The 23,247-nt window shown below is 70.3% G+C and carries 18 protein-coding genes; 12 read left to right on the forward strand and 6 right to left on the reverse strand.

The window, feature by feature from the left end; genetic code table 11:
- Positions 1-2: 2 nt before the first annotated feature.
- On the reverse strand, positions 3-2,048 hold the full coding sequence (locus VZQ01_RS10340; protein WP_426747721.1) for an FtsX-like permease family protein: 2,046 nt from the start codon (positions 2,046-2,048) through the stop codon (positions 3-5).
- Between the two features lie 166 nt (positions 2,049-2,214).
- On the opposite strand from VZQ01_RS10340, the gene VZQ01_RS10345 reads away from it, so the two are divergent.
- Together VZQ01_RS10345 and VZQ01_RS10350 are read left to right on the forward strand one after the other, a co-directional pair.
- Positions 2,215-3,705 (forward strand): methyltransferase, encoded by a 1,491-nt coding sequence (locus tag VZQ01_RS10345; RefSeq protein WP_426747722.1) that lies wholly within the window; start codon positions 2,215-2,217, stop codon positions 3,703-3,705.
- 369 nt (positions 3,706-4,074) lie between these two features.
- A complete protein-coding gene (locus tag VZQ01_RS10350) occupies positions 4,075-4,788 on the forward strand; it encodes a fatty acid desaturase (protein ID WP_426747723.1) in 714 nt (237 codons plus the stop codon).
- Between the two features lie 139 nt (positions 4,789-4,927).
- Here the strand turns inward: VZQ01_RS10350 and VZQ01_RS10355 are convergent, their stop codons facing one another.
- From VZQ01_RS10355 to VZQ01_RS10375, 5 genes are all read right to left on the reverse strand, one after another.
- A complete protein-coding gene (locus VZQ01_RS10355) occupies positions 4,928-5,611 on the reverse strand; it encodes a LysM peptidoglycan-binding domain-containing protein (protein WP_141324305.1) in 684 nt (227 codons plus the stop codon).
- Positions 5,612-5,788: 177 nt separating this feature from the next.
- On the reverse strand, positions 5,789-6,931 hold the full coding sequence (locus VZQ01_RS10360; RefSeq protein WP_426747724.1) for an aminotransferase class I/II-fold pyridoxal phosphate-dependent enzyme: 1,143 nt from the start codon (positions 6,929-6,931) through the stop codon (positions 5,789-5,791).
- A 45-nt stretch (positions 6,932-6,976) separates the two neighbouring features.
- Positions 6,977-8,464, reverse strand: coding sequence for a class I SAM-dependent methyltransferase (locus VZQ01_RS10365; protein WP_426747725.1), 1,488 nt, complete (start codon positions 8,462-8,464; stop codon positions 6,977-6,979).
- A gap of 10 nt (positions 8,465-8,474) precedes the next feature.
- The gene (locus VZQ01_RS10370; protein WP_426748950.1) at positions 8,475-9,503 is read right to left on the reverse strand and encodes an ABC transporter permease; all 1,029 of its coding nucleotides are present in this window, start codon (positions 9,501-9,503) and stop codon (positions 8,475-8,477) included.
- Positions 9,503-10,453: an ABC transporter ATP-binding protein gene (locus tag VZQ01_RS10375; protein ID WP_248545795.1), complete on the reverse strand. Its 951-nt coding sequence runs from the start codon at positions 10,451-10,453 to the stop codon at positions 9,503-9,505. Before VZQ01_RS10375 ends, VZQ01_RS10370 begins: the two co-directional genes overlap by 1 nt.
- A gap of 100 nt (positions 10,454-10,553) precedes the next feature.
- Between VZQ01_RS10375 and VZQ01_RS10380 the strand changes: the two genes are divergently transcribed.
- The 10 genes from VZQ01_RS10380 to VZQ01_RS10425 all read left to right on the forward strand — a co-directional run bounded on the left by VZQ01_RS10380 (position 10,554) and on the right by VZQ01_RS10425 (position 23,247).
- Positions 10,554-11,375: a lysophospholipid acyltransferase family protein gene (locus VZQ01_RS10380; protein WP_426747726.1), complete on the forward strand. Its 822-nt coding sequence runs from the start codon at positions 10,554-10,556 to the stop codon at positions 11,373-11,375.
- Positions 11,372-12,316: an SDR family oxidoreductase gene (locus VZQ01_RS10385; protein ID WP_223784543.1), complete on the forward strand. Its 945-nt coding sequence runs from the start codon at positions 11,372-11,374 to the stop codon at positions 12,314-12,316. Before VZQ01_RS10380 ends, VZQ01_RS10385 begins: the two co-directional genes overlap by 4 nt.
- 63 nt (positions 12,317-12,379) lie before the next feature.
- Positions 12,380-13,576, forward strand: a complete 1,197-nt coding sequence (locus VZQ01_RS10390; protein WP_426747727.1) for a cupin-like domain-containing protein — start codon at positions 12,380-12,382, stop codon at positions 13,574-13,576.
- A 207-nt stretch (positions 13,577-13,783) separates the two neighbouring features.
- Positions 13,784-15,034: an endonuclease domain-containing protein gene (locus tag VZQ01_RS10395; RefSeq protein WP_223784637.1), complete on the forward strand. Its 1,251-nt coding sequence runs from the start codon at positions 13,784-13,786 to the stop codon at positions 15,032-15,034.
- Entirely contained in the window at positions 15,021-16,148 is a 1,128-nt protein-coding gene (locus VZQ01_RS10400; RefSeq protein ID WP_426747728.1) for a hypothetical protein, read from the forward strand. The genes VZQ01_RS10395 and VZQ01_RS10400 overlap by 14 nt, the downstream gene beginning before the upstream one ends.
- A 21-nt stretch (positions 16,149-16,169) precedes the next feature.
- Positions 16,170-19,748 carry an ATP-binding protein gene (locus VZQ01_RS10405; protein WP_426747729.1) on the forward strand — a complete coding sequence of 1,193 codons (3,579 nt, stop codon included), beginning with the start codon at positions 16,170-16,172 and terminating at the stop codon, positions 19,746-19,748.
- Positions 19,749-19,797: 49 nt separating this feature from the next.
- Complete coding sequence (locus tag VZQ01_RS10410) at positions 19,798-21,249, forward strand: anthranilate synthase component I family protein (RefSeq protein WP_426747731.1); 1,452 nt, start codon at positions 19,798-19,800, stop codon at positions 21,247-21,249.
- On the forward strand, positions 21,246-21,815 hold the full coding sequence (locus VZQ01_RS10415) for an anthranilate synthase component II (protein ID WP_426747732.1): 570 nt from the start codon (positions 21,246-21,248) through the stop codon (positions 21,813-21,815). The genes VZQ01_RS10410 and VZQ01_RS10415 overlap by 4 nt, the downstream gene beginning before the upstream one ends.
- A 12-nt stretch (positions 21,816-21,827) precedes the next feature.
- On the forward strand, positions 21,828-22,652 hold the full coding sequence (locus tag VZQ01_RS10420; protein ID WP_426747733.1) for an aminotransferase class IV: 825 nt from the start codon (positions 21,828-21,830) through the stop codon (positions 22,650-22,652).
- Between the two features lie 16 nt (positions 22,653-22,668).
- Entirely contained in the window at positions 22,669-23,247 is a 579-nt protein-coding gene (locus VZQ01_RS10425) for an RBBP9/YdeN family alpha/beta hydrolase (protein WP_223784539.1), read from the forward strand.

Consider the following 23,247-nt stretch of genomic DNA (forward strand, 5'->3'; position numbering starts at 1 on the left):
CCTCAGTCCTCCCTCTTTCGCATCGCCACCGCGGGTGGCACCGCGCTGCCCCGCCACGCGGGCACCAGCGACGCCACCACCACCACGCCCACCACGCCCAGCCACACCCCCAGGCCCTGTCCCCACGACAGCCGGGGCATCAACACGGGGCCGCCCATGAAGAACTGGAGCGCCTCGTCGGTGACGGAGATGCCATCTCCCATCGACCCGAACAGCAGCAGCGCCGAGAGCGCCATGCCCACGCCCGCGCCCAGGCCTCCCAACAGGAGCCCCTCCATCAAGAGCGAGCCGAACACGTCCCGCCGCTGCATGCCCACCGCGCGCATCGTCCCCACCTCACCCACGCGCTCCTGCGCGAGCAGCAGCAGCGTGCCCGCGGAGACCAGCACCACGAACAGGCACAGCATCACCGAGAAGGCCAGCAGCACCACCCGCGTCATGCCCACCACGCCGCTGATGAAGCCGCCCGCGGCCTCCCAGTCCACCGTGGACAGCGGCGCCGAGGCGCTCGTGCCCTCTTGCACCACGACCTCGGCCACCCGCGCGGGGTCCGCGTCCGGAGCCACCACCACCGCGGCCTGGAGCACGCTGCCTCCGCGCAGCTCCGTCGCGGAGAAGGTGTCCGGCCAGGCACGGGCGCGCGGGAAGTCGGGGATGTCCGTCGCGCGCGCGGGCACCGTCTCCACCTCCACCACCGTGGCCGGCTTGAGCTGGTCCACCTCCGCCTCCGACAGGAAGTCGAGCCCCAGCGACTGGGCGTCTCGCTTCGCCTCCTCCACCATGTCCGGCGACAGGCGCCCGGACAGGTAGCGCGCGCTGACCAGGTCCATCAGGCTCAGCGTGTTGACGCGGCTGGTGTCCCCGCCGAGTCCCCGGAAGCGATACGTGCCCCACACCTTGAGCGGCACGCCGTTGACGAGCGAGTCCAACCCCTTGAGCACCACCGTGTCCCCGGGCTTCACGCGGTACAGCGGCAGCAGGGGCGCCAGCTCCGCGTAGAAGACCTGGTGACGGGCGGCGAAGTTTCCGTCGTCCAGTTGCAGGAACTCGCGCCACAGGGCCTCCGGCTCCCCCGCGTGCCCCAGGACACGCTGGAGCACCGCGCGCGCGGCGTCGGAGCGCTCCGCGTCCACGCGGGCCAGCAGGTCCGGCAGCTCCGCCGAGGCGCGCTCCACCAGCGTGCGCAGGCGCTCGTCCTCCGCGAGCAGCGCGCCCCGGTCCAGCTCCCGCTTCAGCTCATCCAGCCGCGCCGCCACCGGCAGCTTGAAGCGCTGCTCGTAGAGGCCGTGGCCCAGGAGCAGCCCCCGGTGTCCCTCGGGCGGCAGCGTGCCCGTCACCATCTCGAAGCGTGGGAAGGCGCGGGCGAACTGGGACAGGTCGCTGCCCAGGTACTCGATGTCGATGGACTCGCCCTCGCCCACCTGCCGGGCGACGTGGTTCTCCAGGTACTCGAGCGCCACCAGGGGCTCGGCGCGGAAGCGCTCCCAGAACGCGGGCTTCGACGTCTCCTCCAGCGCCGCGCGGTCCATGCGCGCCTCGTCGGCGGTGAGGAAGGCCTCCGTCTGACGGTCCGCGTCGCGCGCCACGTCGCGCAGCGTGCGCTCCAAATCGGTGGCCAGCCGCGAGAGCCGCGCGTCGCGCTCCGGCGAGGGAGGCTGACGGGCCACGGCGCGCGCGGTGGAGAGCTTGTCGTCCAGGTAGTTGCCGCGGAACGTCGCGGCCATGCCCACCTCGAGCGGCACGACGTCCTGGACACCCGGTGTCTGTCGCAACCGGGTCTCGAGTGACGGGTAGTCGGGCAGCGGCATCAGCACCGGCGCGCCCGTGGGGCCCGTCACCACCACGGCCTTCTCGGCGGACTGGGAGTTGTAGACGAGGAAGTGCCCCGCGCCGCTCTCGATGACGCTGCGCTGGGTGCCCTCGGAGATACCGGCCACCATCGCGAGCCCCAACGCGAGCAGCAGCGCGGAGCCGAGCGCCAGCAATGCGACCACCCAGCTCCGAGGCCGGGCCACGACGCTCTGAAGCGCGAAGGACAGCAACGTCAATGGAGACTCCTCGCGATGCGGACCCTGCACCCTCGCCCCAGCGGGGCGGGCGGGCGTCCTCGACCGGACGTGGAGCCCCCGACGATAGAGAACCCACCCGGGCGATACAAGCGATGCGCCCCGCCGGGTTGCGCGACGCGAGACGACCGGACCAAGCTGCGAGTGCATGTCGGCCACCCCCAGCCCCTCCCTCGCGCAGTCGGTCCACTTCTGGGCACGCAACGCCGCGAACGAGTCCGCGCTCCTGCGCGCCTCGCTCCGCCTGGGCCTCTTCGACGCACTGCCGGTGGAGGGCACCACCACCGCGTGTTCGCTCGATGCCCTGGCCACCGCGACGAAGTCCTCGCCCCGCGGGCTGCGCGCCCTGCTCGAGCTGCTCGTCTGCCTGGGCTACGCCTCCCTGGATGACACGCGCCGCTTCGCCCTGACGCGTCATGCCGCGACGTTCCTGCGCGACGCCACCTTCCTCGAGCGGCTGCGCGCCGAGCTGCCCTGGTGGGGGCCCCTGTCCCTGCTCGACGAGGCGGTGAAGCGGGGCGAGCCCGTGGAGCACGAGGGCCAGCGCTGGGACGTGCTCGGGCACTACCGCGCGCTGTTCCTGGAGGACACGCGCGCCAAGGCAACCGCCGGGAGCGCGGAGGACTTCTTCGACCGCTTCGCCCGGAGCGGCGCGCGCACGCAGGTGCTCATCACCGCGGGGAGGCTGGGCCTCCTGGAGCTGCTCGCGTCCGCGCCGCGCACGCTGCCGGAGCTGGGCGCGGCCACGTACCTGAGCACGACGGGGCTGCGCGTCGTGGTGGAGGTGCTGGAGGCGCTGGGGCTGGTGACGCGCGAGGGCGAGACCTTCGGGCTGAGCACGGAGGCGAAGCGGCTCCTCGACGGCAAGGCGCTGGCGTACCTGGTGCGCTCGCTCAGCGTGTCCGCGCAGTACACCGAGGCGCTGGGCCGACTGGACGAGACGGTGCGCGAGGAGCGCTTCATCCTGGACCTGAAGGACTCGGAGGTGAGCCGGCGCTTCTACGCGGACAACTCCAATCAGATCACCGCGGTGTTCGCGTCGCACTTCCAGCTCAGCCGCAAGGCGGCCACCACGCTCTCGAAGGCGCACCCGCTGGAGGGCGCGGCGGTGCTGGACATCGGCACGGGCTCGGGCGTGTGGGGCGCGGCCTTCGCTCGCGCGACGCCCACCACCCACGTCACCTACTTCGACCAGGGCGTGGTGCTGGAGCAGGTGAAGACGAACCTGGCGCGGCTCCAGGTGGCGGACCGCGCGCGCTTCTGGCCTGGGGATTTGTTCACCCACGACTTCGGCGAGGCGGCCTTCGACGTCATCATCCTTCCCCAGGTCTTGAACGTGCTCAGGCCGGAGAGCCTGCCCGGCCTGTTCGCGCGCGTGGCCCGGGCGCTCAAGCCGGACGGGGTGCTGCTCATCGCCGAGTATGTCTTGAACGAGCGGCGCGACGGTCCGCTGGACCACCTGTACTTCGGCCTGCGGCGGTTCATGACCAACGAGGGGGATTTGCTGTCCGCCTCCGAGTACGGACAGCTCCTGCAGGCGGTGGGGCTGTCCTCGTCCGTGTGCATCCCCCTGCCCACACAGGAGATGATTCTGGCGGCCCGGCCCGGGGTGGAACTGCCCTCTCGGCTGGCGGACTGAGCACGCGCCGCGTCAGAGCCAGGGATTTCACGGCCCCTTGCTTGCTCGTGGCGCGGCACCCCGACTACCGTCCCGATTCCCCCCGCGTTCGAGCAAGACCCCTGAAAGGTCCTGATGCGCGCAGCGCCGCAGCTCGACAGCCCTGACACCCAGACCTCACCCGAGACGGGCGAGCGGGGCGGGTCCATCGCCGCGAAGCTCCGTGGACGGTTCGCCCGACGGGTGGCCTCGCTGGGCTATCACTCGCATTCCCTGCCGGGCGGCGTGGGACATCTGCTGTTTCACATCGGTCTCGGGGCGGGCGCGGCGCTCGGGTGCGCGAGCCTGCTGGCGATACATCCCTGGGCCGGCTGGGGGCTCTACCCGCTGGTGGCCTTCTTCATCGGCACCCGCTTCCGCGCGCTGGGCAACATGCTGCACGAGGCCTGTCACGGCATGTTCGTGCGCGGAAAGCGTCGCAACCGCGCGCTCGGCCATGTGCTGGCCATCATCGACTGGACGGCGCTGGAGCCGTACACGCGCGAGCACTTCACGCACCACCTGCACCTGGGGGATGCGCAGAAGGACTTGGACTTCGCGCCCCGCCGCCGCTTTGGCTTCGCTGAAGCCGACCGGCCGTTCGTGAAGGACCATCTGCTGCGGCCGCTGACGCTGATGCACCTGCCCGCCTTCCTCAAGCCGGTGCTCTTCCACCGCGCGGACCCGTGGATGGTGACGCTCACGCGGTGGGGCTTCATCGCGGGGCTGGCGGCGCTGGCGCAGTGGGGCATCGGCTGGAAGGCGTTCGCCCTCTTCTACGTGGTGCCGTACGTGGTGCCGTACCAGGTGATTCGCTACTGGTCGGACGCGGTGGACCACGCGGGGGTCATCGGCTCGGCGGATGAGTTCCACCGCTCGCGCAATCACATCTTCGCGTGGGACTGGCTCAACCGGGTGCTCTTCCCCCGGCATGACCAGTACCACCTGACGCACCACCTGTTCCCCGCCGTCCCCACCGCGTTCCAGGGCCGCGTGCACCAGTTGCTGCTCGAGGACGCGGACTACTCGGCCAGGGACCACTCCTTCTCCGCGCTGCTGCGGTAGCGAAGCCGAGGGCGCAGCGAGCCCCGAGGGCCTCACCGCTCCGGGGCCCCCTGGCTCCAGGCGTCACGCCGAAACGCAAAAGCCCCGGCCCCCTGAAGGGACCGAGGCTTTCTGGAGCATCGCCGGTGTGGGCCGGGCGCTACTCGATGGGCATGAACACCTTGAAGCCGGTGCGGCCGCTGTTCGTCGTGTTGCGCTCGATGAAGTCGCTCGCGGACGAGTGGCCGTCGCCCAGGGTGATGGCGGTGTGGCCGTAGATGCTACCCAGGCGCGTGGAGGTGCTCTCCCACGTGAGGACGAGGCCCGGAATCTTCAGCGCCTCCTCCAGCGACATGTTGACCTGCTTGAACTTGTCGCGCGGCAGGTTGTTGTCGATCTGGTTGCCGTTGCCGGACACGCCGATGCCGTACGCATCGCGGATGGCGCGGCTGACGCCCGTGGCGCACAGGCCCTGGCTGTTGTAGCCGCCCATGCCCATCGCGGCGCGGCGCGCGGCATCCGCCAGCCGGGACATCCCCGACGACGCGCTGCTGGGACCCACGCCCGTGGGACCGCCCACGTCCTGGCCGCCCGTCGGACGACCACCGCCGCGGAGGCCCTGACGCGAGCCGCTCGGCTCGAAGGTGTCCTTGCCGGAGTAGCCCACCTTCAGGGACGCGCCCGTGAAGATGAGGTCCTTGTTCGCGATGTTGTTGTCGCGCGCCAGCTTGTCGACGGTGGTGCCGAACCGAGCCGCCAGCTTCGTGAGCGTGTCGCCACGCTGAATCACGTAGTCCTTGGGGGTCGTACGGCGCTCACGAGGATTGATCCGGTAGTTGGCCATAAAAGCTCCTGCCCTATTCTCGGGGTTCCCCTGGCTGAGTTGCTGATCGCCCCGCAATTCTCTGCCTGTTTACAAAATTGTGAGATTTCTACCCGGGCTGTAGAGCAGCCCCCGTCTCCGCGAGAGATTTCCAGACGGAGAGTGACAAATCTCCGCGCGTATTCACTCCGAGAGGGTTCACGGCGCGGTGGCGCGCTCAATCACCGCGAGCGCTTCCGCGAAATGAGCGGGCTCGGCGCCCAGTCCCAGCCGGAAGCCGTGGCCCCGTTCCAGCGGGTGGCTGCCGTTTGGATCTCCCACCTCCATGGCGCTCAGCGGCAGGACGAAGACGCCCTCCGCCGCCAGGGCCTCCAGCCGCGAGGTGAAGGCCGCGGGCTCCAGGGCCCCCTTCACGCCGATGCAGGTGACGAGGCCCCCTTGGGGCGCGGTGCCGTACACGCCCCGCGAGCGCTCCAGGAACGCAGCCAGGGTGCGCCGGTTCTGGAGCCAGTCCTCGCGCGCCCGCTTCAGCGCGGGGCTGTGCAGGTCCTTGAGCACCTCGTACGAAATCCACTCCGTCACCGGGTTCACCGTGTGCGTCGTGTAGTTCTTCTCGTTCTGCATCCGCGCCAGCATCGCCGTGTCTCCCATGCACCAGCCGATGCGCAGCCCCGGACAGCCCAGGCACTTGATGAACGAGCCCGTCACGAACGAGCGCGTGCCCGGCCGATACACCGTGGCCCCCAGCACCGCGTCCTCGGAGGACAGGAAGCGGTAGTGCTCGTCGCCCACCACCGTGGCCCCGTTCGCGTCCGCCCACTTCGCCACGGTGTCCAAGAGGCCCGCGTCCAGCACGAGGCCGCTCGGATTGTGGGGCGTGTTGAGGATGACCACGTCGGGGCGCTCGCGCTCCAGCCGCGCCACCCAGTCGCCCGCGTCGATGGACGGCCGGCCTCGCTCGTCCCAGCGCACGGGCAGCTGTACCACCTGCGCGCCCTGCTGCATGGGCAGCTCATAGAGGAGCTGGAACGCGGGCCACGCCAGCGCCACCTTGCGCGGACGCAGCTGTCGGAACAGCAGCAGCAGCGCCTCGCTGGTGCCCGTGGTGATGAGCACGTTCTCCCGCGTGGCGCCCGGGTGCATCGCGGCGACCAGGTCCCTCAGGTCCGCGCGACCCCAGTTGGGGCTGTCACGCAGCAGCGTGGACAGGAAGACGGCCGAGGCCTCGTCGGGGCTCACCCCCGAGCCCGTCAACAGCTCGCCCACGGTGACGGGACGGCCTCCGGACTCACCCAGGTTGTAGCGCGCGGTGAACCGCGAGCCCTCCAGATAGTCCTCCATGAAGAATAAGCGCAGCGGTTCCATCTCGACTCCGGATGTGAGGACTCAGGCGACCGGCACGGCGGCGACTTCGGGCCAGGCGACATCCCCGCGGTGCGCCACCACCACCTGCTGGATGGGCATGTCGAACGCTCGCGCCGCGGTGAGGCCCACCGGCGAGAGCAGCGCCTGGAACTCCGGCAGGGACAGCACGTCCCCTTCATTGGACACGTAGCGCCGCAGCGCGAAGTAGAGCGCGTCGAGCGGCCCGTCGCGGCGGTCCGTCAAGAGATAGCCGGAGATGAGGAGCAGTCCGCCGGGCTTGAGCGCCCGCGCGAGCTTCGCGAAGCAGCCCGGCAGCGCATCGGGCGGCAGCGCGGGGATGATTTGCGGCAGGAGGATGACGTCGTACTCCGCCTCGCCGTAGTCCACCGAGAGGCAGTCCCCCTCCCACAGCCGCGAGCGCGCCTCCAGCTTCAGCTTCGTCAGGTGCGGGCGCACCGCGTCCAGCACGTGCACCGAGTCCAGGTACGTCACGTGCGTCGTGGGCGCCGCGAGCCCGAAGGCCGCGCCCCACACGCCCGAGCCCGTGCCCACGTCCAGCACCCGCGCGCCGGAGAGCGAGCGCATCTGCCCCACCAGCTCCGCCGCCTTGCGGCTCAGCCGGAGGTGCGAGCCGAAGATGCCGGAGATGCGCGAGGCGTTCTCCTGGTAGATGCGGCGCGCCGTCTCCGGGTCCCTCAGGTCCAGGCGGAAGCGCTGCTCGCGCACGGCCTCGCCCAGATGTCCGAAGGCCTCCCAATACGCCATGGTCGCCGGCAGCGCGCGCTGGAAGTACGGCAGGCTCGTGGCGTCGAGCATCCGCGCCGCCGCCTCCGTGAAGGACCAGCGCCCCGCCTCCTCCCGCGCCACGCCCAGCGAGGCGAGCACGCCCAGGAGCACGCCCAGCCCCTCCGGGTGCACCTTCAACCCGGCGGCGAGCTCGTCGCGAGGCGTCGCGGTCTCCACCAGCCGCGCGAGCACCCCCAGCTCCGCGGCGGTCACCAGCGCCTGCGTGCGCGCGAAGTTGCGCGCGTACCGGTCGAAGAACTCCTCGGCCCGCGCGTTGGGCGCGGGAGGCGACGGCTCCAGGAACAGGGCGCGGAACCACCCCAGCAAATCCCGCCCGTCCACCGCGGCGCCGGTGCGCACCGCCTCGGGCAGCTTCGCCACCACGTGCCACCAGTCCGGCACCGCCCGCAGCCGCGCACGGAACGACGCATCCGCGAGGAACGCGGCCGTGTCCTCCGCGAGCAGATACCCCTGGCCCTCCTGGAACAAAACGAAGCCCAGTCCCACCAGCGGCTCGAGGATGGCGCGGACTCCGCGGCGATTCGCGCCCAGGTGCTCGGCCAGCGAGTCCAGGGACAGGGGCCACGCGCCCGGCCCCGCGGAGAGCTGTCCGAACAACCCGAGCGAGAACGCGGCCTGGAGCGCCGCCGACTCGTTGCTCGCGTCACGGCCGAGGAAGTTGAGCTGCTGCACGAAGGCGGGCGACGCGGGAGGCTTCGACATGGACTCTCCTTCAGACCCAGCGGAACCAGCGCAGCGCGACCACCAGGGGGAGCACCGTCCAGGCCGCGAGCACCCACATGGCCGGCCCCAGCACCATCAACGACGTCCCCTCCAGCATGATGGCGCGCAGCGAGTCGTTGAGCGCCGTCAGCGGCAGCGCGTGGATGACCGGCTGCAACCAGCCCGGGAAGTTGTCCGACGCGAAGAAGACGCCGGACAGGAACAGCATCGGCATGGACACCAGGTTGACCAGCCCGCCCACCGCCTCCTCGTTGTGCGCGCGAATGGACACCAGCAGCGCCAGCGAGGCGAAGCACATGGCGCCCATCAGCCCCATGCCCAGCAGCGCGACGTAGCTGCCGAACATCGGCACCCCGAAGAGCCAGCGCGCGAAGGCGCAGAAGAAGGCGACCTCCAGCACCGCGAAGGCCGTGCGCCCCAGCAAGAAGGCCAGGAAGAAGTGCGTGCGCGACATCGGCGTGCCCGCCAGTCGCTTGAGCAGCTTGCCGCCGCGCATGGACACCAGCGGCACCGCCAGCGCCCACAGGCTGGAGGACATCAACGACATCCCCAGGAGGCCCGGGATGAGGAAGTCGATGTAGCGATTGCCCGGCTCCGACACCGGCGTCGTCCGCACCGCCTCCAGCCGAGGCGCATCCGGCGCGCGCGACAGGGCCTGCATGACGAGCAGCCGCGCCGTCCTCCCCTCCGCCTGGCTGGGGTCCACCAGCGCCTCGGGCTCCGGCGTGCCGGGCACCAGCACCAGCATCACGCGCCCCCGGGCGAGCTGACGGCGCGCCTCGAGGAGCTCCAGCGTCTCCACCTCCAGCTCCGGCGTGCCCGCGAGCCGGGCGGAGAGCTCGGTGGCCCCTTCGCCCTGTGCGATGGCGACGCGCACGGGCCCGAGCGACTCGTTGCGGAAGGCCAGCCCCAACACCAGCGTGGTGACGATGGGGAAGACGAACGTCCAGAACAGCACCTCGGGCTGCCGCCACAGCACCCGCAGGCGCATCAACACCAGCTCACCCAGCGAGCCCATCACGCCGCCTTCTCCTCGTGGCCCTCGCGCAGCGAGCGCCCCGTCAATCCGATGAACACGTCATCCAACGTGGGCCGCCGCGTGGACAGGTGCTTGAGCTTCGCGCCGGACGCCTCCACCTCGCGAAGCACCGACGGCAGCGCCTCGTGCAGCGCCCTCACCCGCAGGGACAGCCGGTCCGCGTGACGCCGCGCGGAGACCACCGCGGGCAGGGGCGACAGCCGCTCCAGGTCGAGCGACGGCTCCGCCTCCAGCTCGATGACCTGCTCGGCCCCCAGCGACGCGACGATGTCCCCGGGCGTGCCCCGGCTGATGACGCGCCCCCGGTCGATGATGACCAGCCGGTCGCAGAGCACCTCCGCCTCGTCCATGTAGTGCGTCGTCAACACCACGGTGCGCCCCTTGGCCTTGAGCGTCGCCACCACGTCCCACAGGGCCCGGCGCGACTGCGGGTCCAGGCCCGTGGTCGGCTCGTCCAGGAAGAGCAGGTCCGGGTCTCCCGCCAGCCCCAGCGCCAGGGCCAGCCGCTGCCGCTGGCCGCCCGACAGCTTGCCCACCCGGGCGTGCCGCTTCTCGCCCAGCTGCACCATGCCAATCAGCTCCTCGAGCGGCAGCGGGCGAGGATAGAAGGACGCGAACAGCCGCACCGTCTCCTCCACCGTGAGCTGCTCCACCAGCTTCGTCTCCTGGAGCGTCAGGCCGATGCGCTGGCGAAGCCTCGTCGCGTCGCGCTTCCAGTCCAGCCCGAGCAGCCGTACATGACCGGAGGTCGGCTCCTGGAGGCCCTCGAGAATCTCGACGGTGGTCGTCTTGCCGGCGCCGTTGGGGCCGAGCAGGCCCACGCACTCGCCGCGTCGGATGTCCAGGTCGATGCCGTCCACGGCGGTGACGTCGCCGAAGCGCTTGACCAGTCCCTTCACCTCGATGGCGAGCTCGTCTGGGGATGTCATGGGGGGAGTGGGCGGCAGTATGGCCCAAGGCGGGCCTGGGCCCAACGGCGCGCGCGTGGAATGCGGCGGGCCGCGTCCGGGGGTGCTACGGTCCGCCGCCGTGGCCCTGAGCGACGGATTGGATGCGCGGGTTGACCGGCTGGAGTTGCCGTTCAACGAGTACGGCGTGGACCCGTACGGAATCTCCCGGAAGCACGTGAGGGATGCGCTGCGCGTCTTCGCGCTCATCTACCGGTACTACTTCCGGGTGCGCTGCCACGGCATCGAGCACATCCCCGCCCGGGGCCGAGGCATGCTCGTGGGCAACCACTCCGGCGGCGTGGCCGTGGACGGCGCCATGGTGCTGACGTCCACCCTGCTGGAGATGGACCCGCCCCGGCTCGCCCAGGGCATGGTGGAGCGATTCCTCCACAAGTTCCCCGTCTCCTCGCTGTGGGCCAGCCGCACCGGCCAGTTCACCGGCCTGCCCGAGCACGCGCGGCGGCTGCTCGAGGACGACCGGCTGCTCATGATTTTTCCCGAGGGCGCGCGCGGCACGGCGAAGCTGTTCCCGGACCGCTACTCGCTGGTGGACTTCGGCACGGGCTTCGTGCGGCTGGCGCTCCAGACGCGCTCGCCCATCATCCCGTTCGCGTTCCTGGGGGGCGGCTCGGCCATCCCGACGGTGTTCAACGCGTACACGCTGGGCAGGCTGCTGGGGGTGCCGTACGTGCCGCTGACGCCGTACCTGCTGCCGGTGCCGCTGCCGGTGCGGCTGGAGATCCACTATGGCGAGCCGCTCGTCTTCCGGGGCACCGGGGACGAGGAGGACCACGTCATCGAGGGGTATGTGGCGAAGGTGAAGGAGCGCATCGCGGGTCTCATCGAGCGCGGCCGGGCGGAGCGACAGCACCGCGGGCTGGCCAGAAAGCTGCTGCCATGAGGGTGCTCATCCCGGGTATCTCCGGAGGAATCGCGCGCAAGCTGGCGCTGCGGTTGAAGCGGGCGGGCCACGAGGTGGCGGGGGTGGACATCCGTCCGTGGGACACGGCCCAGGAGGCGGACATCCAGGTGTTCCGTGGCGACGTGCGAAAGCGCGTCGCCGAGGACGTCTTCCGCCGCTGGCGTCCGGACGCGGTGGTGCACATGGCCACCGTCACGGCCTTCACGGTGCCGGGCGCGGAGCGCGGGCGCATCAACCTGGACGGCACCAAGGCGGTGTTCGACCACTGCGCGACGCACGGCGTGAAGCAGCTGCTCTTCGTCGGGCGGCACACCTTCTATGGCGCGGCGCCGGACTCGCCGCTGTACCACTCCGAGGACGAGCCGCCGCGCGCGCTGGAGGCCATCCCGGAGCTGGCGGACCTGGTGGCCGCGGACCTGTACGCCGCGACGGCGCTGTGGCGCCTGCCCGAGGTGACGACGGCGGTGCTGCGGCTGCCGTACACGCTGGGCGCGCCGGGCACGGGGACGCTGGCCTCGTTCCTCAAGGGGCGACGGGTGCCGATGGTGCTCGGCTATGACCCGCTGTTCCACGTGCTCCAGGAGGAGGACGTGGTGACGGCGCTGCAGCTGGCGCTGGAGAAGAAGATCCGGGGCATCTTCAACGTGGCGGGGCCTCCGCCGATTCCGCTGTCGGTCATCGTGCGCGAGACGCGGCGCACGGCGGTGCCGCTGCCGGCGCAGGTGCTGTCGTTCCTGTTGGGACGGGCGGGCTTCCCGCGCCTGTCGGTGGGGGCGCTGGACCACCTGCGCTATCCCATCGTGGTGGACAACCGGCGCTTCCTGGAGGCGACGGGGTTCGAGTACCGGCACAGCGTGGCGGACACGCTGCGCATCTACCGTGAAGCGGCGCCGCCGCCCGTGTCCGGGGGGCTCATCTAGGGCCCCCGCGTGGACGTGGTAGCGTGAGGGCCCCCTCGTGCCGCGAGTTGGAGCCCCATGCCGATGAAGCCCCTGCCCTTTTCCGCCAGGCCGGTCCGCAGGTTGGAGCGCCCGTCGCTCGAGGAGCTGCGGGAGTGGCACTACCGTGAGCCGGTCATCGTCCGGGGGCTCCTGGACGCCTCGGGGGCGCTGGACGCGTTCCGCTCGCAGGGGACGTTGGACGGGAAGCTCGCGGTGCTGGAAGCGCAGCTGGGGGAGCGGCCGCAGCATTACTTCTGCGTGTTGCCTCCGGAGTCGGGCGGGCACTACCGGCCCAAGCTGGTGGTGAGCGACGCGGAGGGGGGCGTGGCGGTGATGCCCGAGCAGGGCAGCTTCGCGGACTTCGCGGACCGGCTGAAGGCGGCGGTGCGCACGGGCGAGTACGTGTACATGCAGAACGGGATGCTCGAGCAGTCCCACGTGCGCGAGAAGCTGCGGTTCGACTTCCTGTCGTTCAGCGACCCGCTGGGGGTGGAGAGCAAGTTCTGGGTGGGCTCGGACGGGCAGGTGGTGAACCTGCACTACGACGACTGCATCAACTTCATCTGCATGTTCGAGGGCACCAAGCGGGTGACGATGTTCCCGCCGGAGCAGCTGGAGAACCTGTACCACGCGCCGCTGGACGTGCTGGGCGGCGGGGCGCCCACGACGCCCGTGCACCTGTTGAACCTGGACCTGGAGCGCTTCCCCCGGTTTCGCACGGCGATGGAGCACGCGTGCGTGGCGGTGGTGGAGCCCGGGGAGGCGCTGCTGATTCCGCCCTTCTGGTGGCACCACGTGGAGTCCTTCGGGGCGATGCATGTCATGGTGAACAGCTTCATCACCACGATTCCGTCCACGGCGACGCTGGAGCTGTGGAAGGACCTGTCGGCGGGCATCCGCGCGCTGGCGAAGGCGACGCCCGAGGAGCGGAACCGGGAGCGGGAGTTGTTCCGCCGTCGGGTGTTCGCGGGGGGGGAGGTCTCGGTGTCCTCGGCGCTGGCGGAGCAGGCGCGGGTGACGTTCCAGAAGCTGCCGGGTTCATGGCGTGAGCATGTGGCGCGGCTGTGGGAGGCGTTCGCCTTCCAGACGCACGGGGCGCCGTTCGAGGAGACGGCCGGCGGGCTCGCGGGGCTCATCGAGCGACAAGCGGGACAGCTCACGCTCTATCCCAACGCCAACATGCTGGCGGAGATGCCGGATGTGATGGAGCTGCCCGCGGGGGACCCGGCGCCGCGGTAGGGATTGCGCCCCTGACGAAGACAGTCACTCCAGTCCATACCACCACGGGGTGAGTCACTCCTCGCATCGATGTCGTGACAGACCCGGCGGGCGGTGTGAGACATTGGATGCACCGGGTCTCGCCGCTTGCAAGGAATGACATGAAGGGCGCAGGCTCTACCCGGTGTGACGGGTCCATCTCCGGGGACCCGTGGGGGCATGGGCTTGGTGACAACCGCAGACACCGCTCTCCTGGACTCGCTGGACCGGCATGCCCGGCGCCGTGCGGAAGGGATTCCCACCCTGAGCGCCCTGGTGGGCGACCCGGAGCGCGCGCTCCGGCTCTGGACGGAATGGCTCCACCGCAGCGGCTTGAAGGCGGCCTTCGCCCAGAGCGAGGACCTGCGCTCCACCGTCGCCGCCTGGGCCACCCAGCTCGCCCGTGAGCGCAATCTCTTCCGAGACGCGGAGAGCTACGTCGTCTTCTCCCAGCGCGCCATCTCCTCCCGCGAGCTGCACTTCGAGGGCAAGACGCAGCACGACCGCCGCGTCCTCTTCGAGCGACTGGAGCCGCCCCACGCCGAGCCCGTGACGTGGGCCCTGTGCCGACAGCTGCTCGAAGCCCCGGAGCCCGCGCCCCCAGGCACGCTCCCCAACGAGGTCCGTGAGGCCATCTCCCACGACCCGCTCCGCGTCCTCCACGCGCTGCTGCTCATCATCCCCGAAGGCCGCGCCCCCGCCCTCCACCTGGCGCTCTCCCCTTCCGACCCGCGCAGCCTCCGCACCGCGACCGCCATCTGCTCCGCGGCCCCGCTGCTTCACGTCGCCTGCGTGCTGCCACCCGATGCGCTCGAAGGCACCCGTGGACGCAAGGACTCCCACGCGCTCGCGATGATGCGGGAAGGGTTGCTCGAGCTCCCGGACCCTGTCGCCGTCACCTCCGAGCAGGGAGCGCCCGTCGGCGAGCTCGCGTCCCCTCGACGTGCATCCTCGAAGAAGAAGGCTCCGGCCTCACAGCCGGAGCCCCACGTCGCGCCGCCGTTGCTGGAGCGATTCCGGGAGAACGCGGAGGCCATGGTCGCCGAGCGCGAGAAGTCCGAGGCCCGCGCCCGCAGCAAGATGGAGCACTTCTTCTACCACGACATCCTGCAGGTCCATCCGGCCACCAAGGACGTCTTCACCCTCAACGCCAAGGTGGAGCTCGGCGAGGGCAAGCGCCCGCTGGAGGTCGACCTGCTGAGCCGCGAGCTGCGGCTCGCCGTCGAAATCGACGGCCAACACCACTTCCTCGACCCCGAGCGGTTCCGTCGGGACCGACGCAAGGACCTGGCGCTCCAGCGCATCGGCTACTGGGTGGCCCGCTTCCTCTACGAGGACCTGCACCCTCACTGTGAAGACATCTTGAAGACCCTCGAATCGCTCATGGAGGCCCGGCGGCGAGAAGCCACCGCGCAAAGGACAACGCATGGACAGCCCTGACAACCGGTTGGCGGGACTCGCACTCACCTGGCTCGCGCCGCGTCCACAACGCAGCGGCACCCGCACGGAGCTCGGCAATGCCCTGCGCCCCTTCGTGGAGCACCGCCTCTCGCGCCCCGAGTGGAAGGCCCGACTCGACGCCGTGCTGGAGCAGCTCCTGCGCGATGAGCTCGTGGCCGCGAAGAAGAAGGCGGGCCTGACGCTCACCAGCGCGGGGATGGAGCGCGTCCTCCAGTTCCTGCGCCTGGAGCAGCTCCCCAAGGGGCTCACCTGGAAGAAGCTCAAGGCCACCTACCTCCTCGCGAACAGCCTGGACGTCGCACCTTCCAAGGCCACGCTCACCCGCCTGAACGACGCGGATGGCGTCCGCGCGGCGGTGCTCGCCCGGCACCATCCCGAGGTCGGAGAGGGAGAGCCGTCCCTGTCGCAGATTCGGGACAGGCTGCTCTGGCGCCAGTTGGGTGTGGAGACGGAGCGGCCGTTCTCCCTGGGTGCCGTGCAGGCCCACCTGCTCGGCAAGATGCTCGACACCGAGGTGAAGAATCCGCGCAAGGCCGTGGAGCAGCTCGCTGCCCGCGCCGCTGGGGCACCTCGCGCCGACGCGGAGATTCTTCGCCTGACGCTGCTGCGGCAGTGGTTCCTCCCTGAGTCGTCCACCGCGGCCGCGAGCGACACCGGGTCTGTGCCCCAGCGAAACACCGCGTCCACGCGCGAGGCTGGGGCAACGCCCCAGCGAACCCCAGCGCCCACGCGAAACACCGTGCCCTCACGCGACACCGGGTCCGCGCCCAATCAAGCCCCCGCGCCCGCCGCGCCCGCCGCGCCGCCACCCTCGGTCCTCGTGGAGTCCTTCGCCGAGCATGTGCTCTCGGTGGCGCGGGCCCTGCCCACGGGCCGCTTCGGGCGCGACAAGGTTTTCATCTCCCACGTGTGGCGAGCCCTCCAGCCCGAGTGGAGCAATCGCGAGGCGTTCGACGCCGCGCTCCTGGAGGCCAACCGCACCCAGCATCTGTCACTGACGCGTGCGGACCTCGTCTCGGCCATGGACCCCAAGGACGTCGCCGAGTCCGAGGTGCGCTCCTACGGCGCCAGTTTCCATTTCGTCGTCGTCTGATTCGTCCTTCCAGGAGCGCCCATGTCCCGCGACCCTCGACTCGAGGTCTTCCTCTCCGACGGCGGCGAGGTCTTCAGCAGCGTCCAACAGGGCCAGTACCTCTGGCAGCCCGACCCGTTCGACGTGGAGACCCTCAACCCCGCCGCGCGCCGCGCCTTCAAACGCCTGTTGGACCGGGCAACGTCGTCACCTGCTCCCGACACGGGAAAAATCCTTCTCCTGCTCGGAGAGTCCGGCAGCGGCAAGACGCACCTGGTGCGCGCCTTCCGCAACGCGGCGCACGAGCAGAAGCGCGGCTTCACCGGCTACATGCCCATGACGGTGGATGCGGCGCACTACGACCGGTACATCCTGTCCAACCTCATCGACTCCATCGATCATCATCCGTACGACGTGGCGCAGGATGACGACAGCGGAATGATGTACCTGTCGAACCTGCTGATGGCTCAGTGCACCAGCCTCTTCGCGCCGCTCATCGAGCCCGAGGAGAAGGTCCTGGAGGACGACGAACTCCACGGCACCGTCCGCGCGGTGGCGGACGATCTCCTCTCCGACCCGCGCTTCCGCGGCGTCGAGGTGGACCTGCTGCGCGCGCTCATCTACTTCCAGCGCCGGGACCCGCGCATCAACCGCCGCATCTTCAACTGGCTGCGCTGCGAGGACATCACCCCCGAGGACCGGAAGGTCATCGGCGAGTTGGTCCCACGCATCTCCGACGACGCGCCGGCTCGCATGGTCGAGCAATTGGGCCGCGTCATGAGCGCGCTGGGACACGCGCTCGTGCTGTGCATCGACCAGATCGAAGACATCAGCGACTTCGAGCAGCGCCCCCAGGCTGAGAATGCCTTCCGCCGGGCGATAAATACCCTGGCATCCATCGCCGGCAAGGTGCCCAACGCCATCGTGGTCATCTGCTGCCTCTCCGATTATTGGGAGAAGATGCGCCCGCTCCTCACGCGGGCCATGGTCGACCGCGTCGAGAACGACCCGGACCCCGTGACGCTGGAGCGCACTGTCAGCGCGGCCACCGCTCGCGACATGGTCGCTCGGCGCCTGCGCTTCCTCTACGAGCAGCGCGGCGTGCAGTACCGCCCCGAGGAGCCCACCTACCCCATTCCTCCCGAAGGCTTCGAGAAGCTCGCCGGCCAGCGTGCCCGGGACGTGCTGAACGAGTGCCGTCGCTACCGTGAGAAGGCCATCGAGCTGCAGCGCCTGCCGGACACCTTCCCGCTGCCGAGTCGAGACGCGCGTCCACCGGCCCCTCAACCTCCCGCTGGCGTCGACATGGACCGGATGTGGACGGACTTCCGCACCGCCTACAAGGAGAAGCTCCCCGAGGACGCGTCCGACATCACCGCCCTGCTCGCGTGGGCCGTCGAGATGGGGAGCGAGGAGATGGGAGGCTCGCCTCGCTTCGCTGTGAAGACGCGCAACGGAGACGACCTGCTGGACGTGGCCGTGCACCCCTCCGGCAAGAAGCTCGTCCTCGCGCTCTGCGAGCGCCGTCCGCACGGAGGCGGGTTGGGCCGGCAGATGAGCGAGGCCCTCACCGCCGCGAGGGGGAAGACTCCGGTGCTCATCCGGACCTCCGACTTCCCATCGTCCACGGGGACCCTCGTCTCGGACGCCTTGAGCAAGCTCATCCGGCAAGGCGGGCGACGCGTCGTGCTGGGCGACAGTGACCTCCGCGAGCTGGTCGCCCTGCGTGACTTCCGTGCCCTGCACGTCGGACAGGCGGCGCTCGCGGAGTGGAGCCGCGCCGCGCGTCCCGTCACCCGACTGAAGTCCATGGGTGACATCCTTGGACTGGAGCCGCTCGGCCCTTCGCTCCCGCCTCCGGGCCCCGCGAAGGACCCGGTCGCGCGGGAGTCCGAGAAGCGAGAGACCAAGGCAGCCGAGGTGGCGCCTCCGCCCGTGTCACCTCCCGCCCCCGTCCACGTGAAGAACGAGAACAACTTCGTTCCCCGGCAGTCGGGCCTGTTCTCGGACGCCATGGTGACGACGACTGCGACGCCGACACCTCGCAACGCATCAAGCCCTTCTCCCGCGCCGACGACTCCCGCGCAGTCCTCGAAGCGTCCTTCCGGGAAGGTCGCCACCGTCACGCCGCAAGCGAGCACCCCACCCGCCGCGGGTCCGAAGACGGCTGCCACCGAAGATGACGACACGGACCTCTCGACGATGAAGCCCGTGAGCAATCTGCTGCCCGACCCGGACCCCAAGCCCGTCCAGAAGCCCGAGGCCCCCGTCAACCTGGTGCGCAAGCCCCGCCCGACACCCGCGACAGGCACCCCCGCTGTCCCGAACGTGGTACTCACCGGCCCCCTGCGCCTGGGCGTCTCCGAGGGGCTGCTCCCCCAGAACGTCATGCTCGACACCTCCGAGCTGACGAAGCACAGCGCCTTCCTCGGTGGCTCGGGCAGCGGCAAGACGACGCTCGCGCTCAATACGCTGGAGCAGCTCCTGCTCCGAGGCATCCCCGTCATCCTCGTGGACCGGAAGGGCGACCTCGCCGCCTACGCCCGCCCCGAGGCCTGGGAGGAGCCCATCGAGGACGCCACGCTGCGCGAGCGGCGCCGACTCCTGCGTGAGCGCGTCGACGTCGCGCTCTACACGCCGGGACGCTCGGATGGCAGACCGCTCGCGATTCCCATTGTCCCCCAGGGACTGGAGACACTCCCCGCCGAGGAGCGCGAGCAGGGCGTCCAGCAGGCCGCGGACGCCATCGCCGGCATGCTCGACTACCGGACCAGCCCCAACGACAAGGCCGCGAAGGCCGTGCTCGCCCAAGCCCTCCGGCTGCTGATGAGCCAGTCCTTCGGGAAGGAGGTCACCCTCGAACTCATCCAGCAGTTCGTCATGTCGCAGGACCCCGCGCTGCTGGAGGCCACGGACGGAATCCCCACGAAGACCCACGCCAAGCTGGCCCAGGACCTCAGCGTGCTCCGCATCAACCTGCGCACGCTGTTGGCCGTGAGCGGTGAACGGCTCGACCTGGATGAACTGCTCGGGCGCGGCGTCCACGGTGTGCCCGGTCGCACGCGCTTGAGCATCATCAGCACCAAGTTCCTCGGGGACAACTCGCGCATCCTCTTCTGGGTGTCGCAGCTGCTCCTGGAGACCCACCGCTGGGCCAGCCAGCATCCGTCACCGAAGCTCCAGGCCGTGATTCTCTTCGACGAGGCGGACATGTACCTGCCCGCGACGAGCAAGCCCGCGACCAAGGAGCCGATGGAGAGCCTCCTCAAGCGCGCGCGCTCCGCGGGCCTCGGCATCATGCTCGCCACGCAGAGCCCGGGGGACTTCGACTACAAGTGCCGGGAGAACGTGCGCATGTGGTGCGTGGGCCGGGTGAAGGAGGACAACGCCCTCCGGAAGCTCCAGCCCATGTTCACCGAGGCGCGCGTCGACGCCGACGCCAAGCTCCCTGGACAGAAGGCCGGCCAGTTCCACGTCCTGCGCGAGGGCAAGGTCCAACAGCTCAAGGCGGACCGCTCGGCCATCAGCACGAACCAGCTCTCCGAGGACGAGATCCTCCTGTACGCCCGCAAGTCGCGCGAGGCTCAGACGGGTGGTCCCCAGAGCACCGGCACGTCCTGAACCACCGCCGGATGCCCGTTCCGGGACTTCCTGCTAGGAAGCCCCCGGAATGAGCACCCGGCCGCTTCCGCCACCGTTGGACCGCGAGCGCTTCGATGCGCTCGTGGCCCAGGGCTTCAACCAGGTTCCCGTGTATCGACGGTGGGACACCGGGGCGCCGCGGCCCGTGGACCTGCTTCGCGCCCTCCCCGCGCAGCACCGTTTCCTCCTCGAGAGCACCCGCGTCAGTGACGAGGGGCGCTACTCGTTCCTCGGCGCGAGCCCCTTCCTGCGCTTCGTCGCCAAGGGCCCCAAGTGCTTCATCGACGACGTGCCCCAACCGGGTCCCCCGTTGGACACACTGCGAGCCCTGTTCCGTCGGTGGCGCGGCCCCCGCATCGACGGGCTCCCTCTCTTCCTCGGCGGCGCCGTCGGCTTCTTCGCCTACGAGGCCAACCACTACTTCGAGAAGCTCCCCGTCCACCCGCGCGATGACCTGGCACTGCCGGACATCGCCCTGTCCTTCGTGGACACCTTCCTCGCGGTGGACCATCTCGAAGGGCACCTGCTCGCCATCGCCACCGGCTCGGACTGGGAGGACTGCCAGCGCCGCCTGGACACCCTCGCGTCCATCGTGCGCCAGGCCACGCCCACCTCGCCTCCCGCCCCCCCCGCCGCCGATGCACCCCTCGCGGAGCCGCGCTCCAACTTCACGCAGCAGGGCTACCTGGACGCGGTGGAGCGCGTGCGCGAGTACATCCGCGCCGGAGACACGTATCAGGTCAACCTCTCGCAGCGCCTCGAGGTCGACTTCCCGGGCGAACCCCTCGCGCTCTACGAGACCCTGTCCGCCACCAACCCCGTCCACTTCGCCAGCTACCTCGAAGGCGACGGCTTCCACGTCGTCAGCGCCTCCCCCGAGCGGCTGGTCCGCGTCGAGCACGGACGCGCCATCACCCGCCCCATCGCGGGCACCCGCCGCCGGGGCACGCCCGAGGAAGAAGCCCGCTTCGTCCAGGAGCTGCGCACCAGCGAGAAGGAGCGCGCCGAGCACGCCATGCTCGTGGACCTGGAGCGCAATGACCTCGGCCGCGTCTGCGCCTACGGCACCGTCGAGGTGACGAAGCTGATGGAGATCGTCGAGTACGCCCACGTCCTCCACATCGAGTCCGAGGTGACCGGGCAGCTCACGCCCGACACCGAGCCGCTCGACGTGGTGGGCGCGCTCTTCCCCGGCGGGACCATCACCGGCGTCCCCAAGATTCGCACCATGCAGCTCATCACCGAGCTTGAGCCGCACGCTCGCGGTCTCTACACGGGCTCGCTCGGCTACGTGTCCTTCAGCGGCGACCTGGACCTGAACATCGTCATCCGCACCCTGCTCGTGAAGAACGGCCGCGCCTATGCACAGGTCGGCGGAGGCATCGTCCACGACTCGCAGCCTCGCCAGGAGTTCAAGGAGACGCTGAACAAGGCGCGCTCCCAGCTCCTCGCCCTGCGCGCGAGCGGAGCCACGCGATGATCCTCCTCATCGACAACTTCGACTCGTTCACCTTCAACCTCGTCCAGGCGCTCGGCGCGCAGGGCGCGAAGCTGAAGGTGGTGCGCAACGACGCCGTCACCGTGCGCGACATCGAGACCCTCCAGCCCGAGCGCATCGTCATCTCCCCCGGCCCAGGGACGCCCGAGGACGCGGGCGTCTCACTCGAGGTCATCCGAGCCTTCGGCGGACGTGTCCCCCTGCTCGGCGTGTGTCTGGGCCACCAGTGTCTGGGACAGGTCTTCGGGGCGAAGGTGGTCCGCGCTCCCGTCCCCGTGCATGGGAAGACGGCCGAGGTCCAGCACGAGAACCAGGGGGTGTTCCAGGGACTCCCACGGCCCTTCGTCGCCGCGCGCTATCACTCGCTCGTCGTGGAGCGGGAGGGCCTGCCCGAGTGTCTCGAAGTGACGGCCTGGCACGAGGGGCTCATCATGGGCATGCGGCACAAGGCGCTGCCCGCGCTGGAGGGCGTCCAGTTCCATCCCGAGTCCTTCCTCACCACCCACGGGCCTCGACTGCTCGCCAACTTCCTGGCGGCTCGGCGCTGACGGAGCCACACCATGCTCTCCACCGTGGCGGTGAACGGCGAGGTGAAGCGCTGGGAGGACCTGCGCCTGCACGACTTCGCGCAGGGCTTCTTCTTCGGCGCGGGCTTCTTCACCACCTTCCGCATCGAGGACGGCGCCCCCCTCTTCCTGTCCCGTCATCTGCGCCGACTCACGGCGAGCCTCGCGGCTCACACGGACAACGTCCGCGCGCCCTCGCCCGAGCTGCTGGAGCCCGCCTCCGTTCGTGACACCCTGCGACGCTGCCTCGCCGCCGACCCGCTGCTCGGTCCCCGCTTCCAGGGCATCGGCAAGCTGTCCGCGAGCGATGGGCAGCTCCTGCTCACCCTCCGGCCCCACGCTCCCGACGCCGAGCGACTCCAGCACGAGGGACGCGCCATCCTCACGGTGGAGCACGGCGCCTATCGTCACGGGGAGACGTCTCCGAACCACAAGGGCTTGTCGTACTTCCGGCAGTTCTCGCGGATGCAACAGCTCCCCGTGCTGGCCAACGAGCTGGCTCACGCGTGCGAGCTGCCCACCGCGAACCTCTTCGTCCTCCTGGACGGCGCGCTCGTCACTCCGCCGCTCGATGCGCCGTGCCTCCCCGGTGTCATCCGCGCGGTGCTCCTCGATTCGGGCTCCATCGATGGAGTCCCCATCATGGAGCAGGCGCTTCCCCTCGCGCGGCTCGCCGAGGCGCGTGCAGGTGTCTTCACCAACGCCGCGGTGCTGGCCACCGGAGTCCCGCGCCTCCTCGGCCACACGTTGCCCGAGAGCCTGTCACTCGCGGCGAGGCTCCGGGAGCACATCCTGACGATGGCATCACGCGAGGACTGAGGCAGACTGCGGCCCCATGAGCCGCACCCTCGTCGTCGTGCACCGCTGGGCCGGACGTCCGAACACCGACTTCTATCCCTGGCTCGAGGAGAAGCTGCGCGAGCCACCCGCGCCCTTCGACGACATCCTCACGCTGGACATGCCCGAGCCCGCCACGCCGACCATCGACGGCTGGGTGTCCACGCTCACGCGCACGCTCGGCCCTGTGCCTCCGCCGTCCACCGTGTTCCTGGGCCACAGCGTGGGTTGTCAGACCCTCCTCCGCTACCTCGCCGCGATGCCCGAGGGACACCGCGTGGAGGGCGCCGTGTTCGTCTCCGGCTGGTTCGAGGTGGACAAGCCGTGGGACGCGCTGCGCCCCTGGCTCGACACGCCCATCGACTTCGCCCGCGTGCGCGCCGCGCTGGGCCGCGCCGTCGTCGTGCTCTCCGACAGCGACCCGTTCACCTCCGACTGGCGTCGCAATCAAGGACTCTGGGAGGAGCACCTGGGCGCCGAGGTCATCGTCGTCCCCGGGGGACGCCACTTCAACAACCCGCGCGAGCCCGCCGTGCTCGAAGCGGTGCAATCACATTTCGGCGCACGCCCTCGATAG

The organism is Myxococcus faecalis (assembly GCF_050039385.1).
GTDB lineage: Bacteria > Myxococcota > Myxococcia > Myxococcales > Myxococcaceae > Myxococcus > Myxococcus fulvus.

Excerpts from the sequence above, each read along its gene's own strand:
- VZQ01_RS10405 (WP_426747729.1), top strand. The coding sequence starts at position 16,170 with ATGTCCCGCGACCCTCGACTCGAGGTCTTCCTCTCCGACGGCGGCGAG.
- VZQ01_RS10360 (WP_426747724.1), bottom strand. The coding sequence starts at position 6,931 with ATGGAGGACTATCTGGAGGGCTCGCGGTTCACCGCGCGCTACAACCTG.
- VZQ01_RS10425 (WP_223784539.1), top strand. The coding sequence starts at position 22,669 with ATGAGCCGCACCCTCGTCGTCGTGCACCGCTGGGCCGGACGTCCGAAC.
- VZQ01_RS10355 (WP_141324305.1), bottom strand. The coding sequence starts at position 5,611 with ATGGCCAACTACCGGATCAATCCTCGTGAGCGCCGTACGACCCCCAAG.
- VZQ01_RS10375 (WP_248545795.1), bottom strand. The coding sequence starts at position 10,453 with ATGACATCCCCAGACGAGCTCGCCATCGAGGTGAAGGGACTGGTCAAG.
- VZQ01_RS10390 (WP_426747727.1), top strand. The coding sequence starts at position 12,380 with ATGAAGCCCCTGCCCTTTTCCGCCAGGCCGGTCCGCAGGTTGGAGCGC.
- VZQ01_RS10420 (WP_426747733.1), top strand. The coding sequence starts at position 21,828 with ATGCTCTCCACCGTGGCGGTGAACGGCGAGGTGAAGCGCTGGGAGGAC.
- VZQ01_RS10415 (WP_426747732.1), top strand. The coding sequence starts at position 21,246 with ATGATCCTCCTCATCGACAACTTCGACTCGTTCACCTTCAACCTCGTC.
- VZQ01_RS10370 (WP_426748950.1), bottom strand. The coding sequence starts at position 9,503 with ATGGGCTCGCTGGGTGAGCTGGTGTTGATGCGCCTGCGGGTGCTGTGG.
- VZQ01_RS10400 (WP_426747728.1), top strand. The coding sequence starts at position 15,021 with ATGGACAGCCCTGACAACCGGTTGGCGGGACTCGCACTCACCTGGCTC.
- VZQ01_RS10385 (WP_223784543.1), top strand. The coding sequence starts at position 11,372 with ATGAGGGTGCTCATCCCGGGTATCTCCGGAGGAATCGCGCGCAAGCTG.
- VZQ01_RS10365 (WP_426747725.1), bottom strand. The coding sequence starts at position 8,464 with ATGTCGAAGCCTCCCGCGTCGCCCGCCTTCGTGCAGCAGCTCAACTTC.
- VZQ01_RS10410 (WP_426747731.1), top strand. The coding sequence starts at position 19,798 with ATGAGCACCCGGCCGCTTCCGCCACCGTTGGACCGCGAGCGCTTCGAT.
- VZQ01_RS10345 (WP_426747722.1), top strand. The coding sequence starts at position 2,215 with ATGTCGGCCACCCCCAGCCCCTCCCTCGCGCAGTCGGTCCACTTCTGG.